A 2,946-nucleotide genomic window follows, 5' to 3' on the forward strand; every position below is an offset into this window, starting at 1 on the left:
TGCCGATTCGCGGTCAAAATGGCGACGGAAGACCACAGGCTGCGATGTGGCCGGGATAAGGTTGGCCAAGAGAAACAATTTGACCCAACCGGCTGGGCGATTAGCCCTGAAAACAAGCCGTTTATGGACGGAAACTAGCTATGCGCAAGCCCACAGGAAGAGTGCCTCATCTGGCGATTGCAGGCCTCGCCGCCGTCTGGTCGTTTCAGGCCCTCGCTCAGGATGGCAACAAGACTGACGACCAATTACGTCAGGACGTCAAAGACCTGAAGCTTCAGGTCGAGCAGCTACAGAAGCAGGCTCGTCGGGACGAGAGCAGCAACAAGACCATGAGTGACCTGAAAAAACAGGACGAAACCCTGACCATCGGGGGCGGTGTCGTCACTGAATATCAGTTCAAGGATTACGCCACCAAAAGCCAGGAACATGGCGGCGGTCTGATACTTGACTACTTCATGCTCACCGTGGACGGCAAACTGGACAATGGCATCAGCTATGCGGCCGACTACCGCCTTTCCGATGTCAACTTCAGGGACGGGCAATACCTGCATTACGGCTGGGCGGCCTACGATTTCGGCGCCGGCGACAGCCAGCAGGTCAAGGCCGGCCTGTTCCAGATGCCGTTCGGCAATATTCCCTATGGTTACCAGACGTTCTGGGGCAGCCTGAACTATTACGCGGGCTTTGCCGATCACCAGGCGGCGGGCCTGAACTACAAGTACGACGCCGGCCCTCTGCGGGTTGATGTAGGCTTCTTCAAGAACGAAACTCTGGGGCAGAGCTCGACCTACAGCGGCGGCGTCGCGGTCGACGGCTATCAGACCGTCAACAACAGCAACGTCCGGGTCGCCTATACCCTCAACCAGAGCGACTCGAACTACCTGACGGTGTCATTGTCAGGCCAGGGCGGCCAGCTAGATACGGGCAGCCGTGACCTCGGCTCTCGCTGGGCCGGAGCGCTGGCTCTGGACGCCCACGCTGGCGCCTGGACCGGTCAGTTGCAGTGGGTCAGCTATGCCTACAATGTTCCGGATAATGCCACGACGGCCGCAGGTGTTCCGCTGCCGACCGATGCGATCACCGCTGAAGACTACGGCTATCGCTACCAGATGGCGGCGCGTGGCGATATTTACAGCGCCAACATCGCCCGCGACTTCAATGTTAACTGGGGGCCGGTCACCCAGGTACAGCTGTATAACAACTACGGCTATCTGAAGGTCGGCGGCGACGGTCAGTTCAACAGCGCCGGACCCGGTAACACACCGCAAAGCACCGGCGATACCCAGTTCAACGCCGTGGGCGCGTTGTTTGTGGCGGGCCCCATCTACGTCTGGGCCGATGTACTGACCGGCAAGAATGCCGCCATGGCATTTATTGGCCCGAATGACGACCAGTGGCATACCCGCTTCAACCTGACCACCGCGTTCTACTTCGGCGGCAACCTGCAGAAGTAACGGGACAGGTGAACGGTACCGCATAGCAAAGGGTACCGCGTGACCCTGGCTGGCTCCGCACGACGGCGCCAGCCAGGGCACATCAGGTTCAGATCGGCGGTTCACCGGTTGCGTCGACGCCAGTTCAGCAATCCGGACACCACCAGGAACACAATGGCAAGTGCGGTCAGGTCTGACATCCACGTGCCACCCCCCCCATAATCGCCCCGAATGCAGATCCAGCAGCACCCGCTCAAGCGGTAGTCCTTCCCCTCGCCACTGTGCCTTGACCGCGTCAGGCACCGCGATGGCCGCACTCCAGCGAATAGTACCGGATTCACTCCGGGCGGCCGCTGTCCAGTTCAGAAATGACGGGTCGGTCCTATACAGACGCCCCGATGTTTGCACAAACACCTGATTGCCCCCCTCTCCCAGACGGGCAATACTGCCGGGCAGATCTTCATCGCGTAAGCGTTCGACGACGTCGCCGCCGTCTCTGGTCAACAGTACGATTTCATGGGCACTGGCCATCGCCACCATCCGCCCCACGGCCACCGCACCGACCGGCCGATGCGCCAGCCGCACACCGGTGCCACCTCTCCCACCGGTTGCATCGTAAAGCATGCCGTCAACCCACGCGAACACCTGGTCACCGGCCCGGAAGGCGGTCATCGGTACCGACCCAACACCAAGTCCGTACCAGCTCATTAACGGCGGCCAGGTGAGCCGGGTATCGCCAAGGCCGACGTCGTCGAGGCCATTCACGGAAACGCCGGTCAGCGCCACCGGAATCAGAAGCACGGACGCCAGGGCACCGGCATAGCGATGCCAGCGAAACAGAGTACCGGGACGTAGCCGCCTCATGAATCACTGACTTGACTGTCCAGATACAGAGCCACCCGAGCCAGCCGGGTCAAGGCGTTGACAGACAGAGTTGCCCCGAACATGCCGTCTATCGTTACATCCAGCTTACCGTTTTCAGTCAGGGACGCCTGCCGGAACTGATCGGTAAAGACCGGGTAGCGAACTTCCCAGCCGCCGCTCTCGCGATAGATCAGCACGTCCAGTCAGTCGCTCTATACGGTGTTTGCGTATAACAACGCCCACGGTAATCGGCCGCGATTTGCCGACTTCCTCGAGAATCCAGGCCGAACGACCCTTCTTCGCCCAGTAGCGTTCACGCAACGCGTCAGGGGGATGGCCAAGTATTGCATCAACCTTTTTCCCGGTATCACCCACCAGCCAGACAAGCTCTGGCTCAGGCACTTGCTGGTTGAAGGCTTCCTTCAGAAACGTGTCCGGCTTTTTATAGACTTCCGCCGCAAGGGCTGACAACGACACCCCCACCAGCGCCAGCCAGCGAAAACCGGATTACGGCGTGGTGATGTACGTGCTGTCGCCAAAGAGCAAGAACGCGAATTCGTTTTACAAGGGCGCGGACGATAACGGCAATCCGGTGGGGCAGTGGTCACTGACGGCGAGTATTTTTATCAGCTGGATCTTCGCCAAGTCG

Annotated in this window: 3 protein-coding genes; 2 read left to right on the top strand and 1 reads right to left on the bottom strand. The window is 59.9% G+C overall.

What is annotated here, in order from left to right:
• Positions 1–140: 140 nt before the first annotated feature.
• Positions 141–1,454, top strand: coding sequence for a hypothetical protein (locus AC13C0_RS00330; protein ID WP_482953714.1), 1,314 nt, complete (start codon positions 141–143; stop codon positions 1,452–1,454).
• A gap of 839 nt (positions 1,455–2,293) precedes the next feature.
• On the opposite strand, the gene AC13C0_RS00335 is transcribed toward AC13C0_RS00330, so the two are convergent.
• Positions 2,294–2,494, bottom strand: a complete 201-nt coding sequence (locus AC13C0_RS00335) for an FMN-binding protein (protein ID WP_482953715.1) — start codon at positions 2,492–2,494, stop codon at positions 2,294–2,296.
• Between the two features lie 136 nt (positions 2,495–2,630).
• Here AC13C0_RS00335 and AC13C0_RS00340 point away from each other — a divergent pair, with 136 nt between their 5' ends.
• The gene (locus AC13C0_RS00340; RefSeq protein WP_482953716.1) at positions 2,631–2,765 is read left to right on the top strand and encodes a hypothetical protein; all 135 of its coding nucleotides are present in this window, start codon (positions 2,631–2,633) and stop codon (positions 2,763–2,765) included.
• Positions 2,766–2,946: the final 181 nt, after the last annotated feature.

This window comes from Marinobacter sp. B-21 (assembly GCF_056857895.1).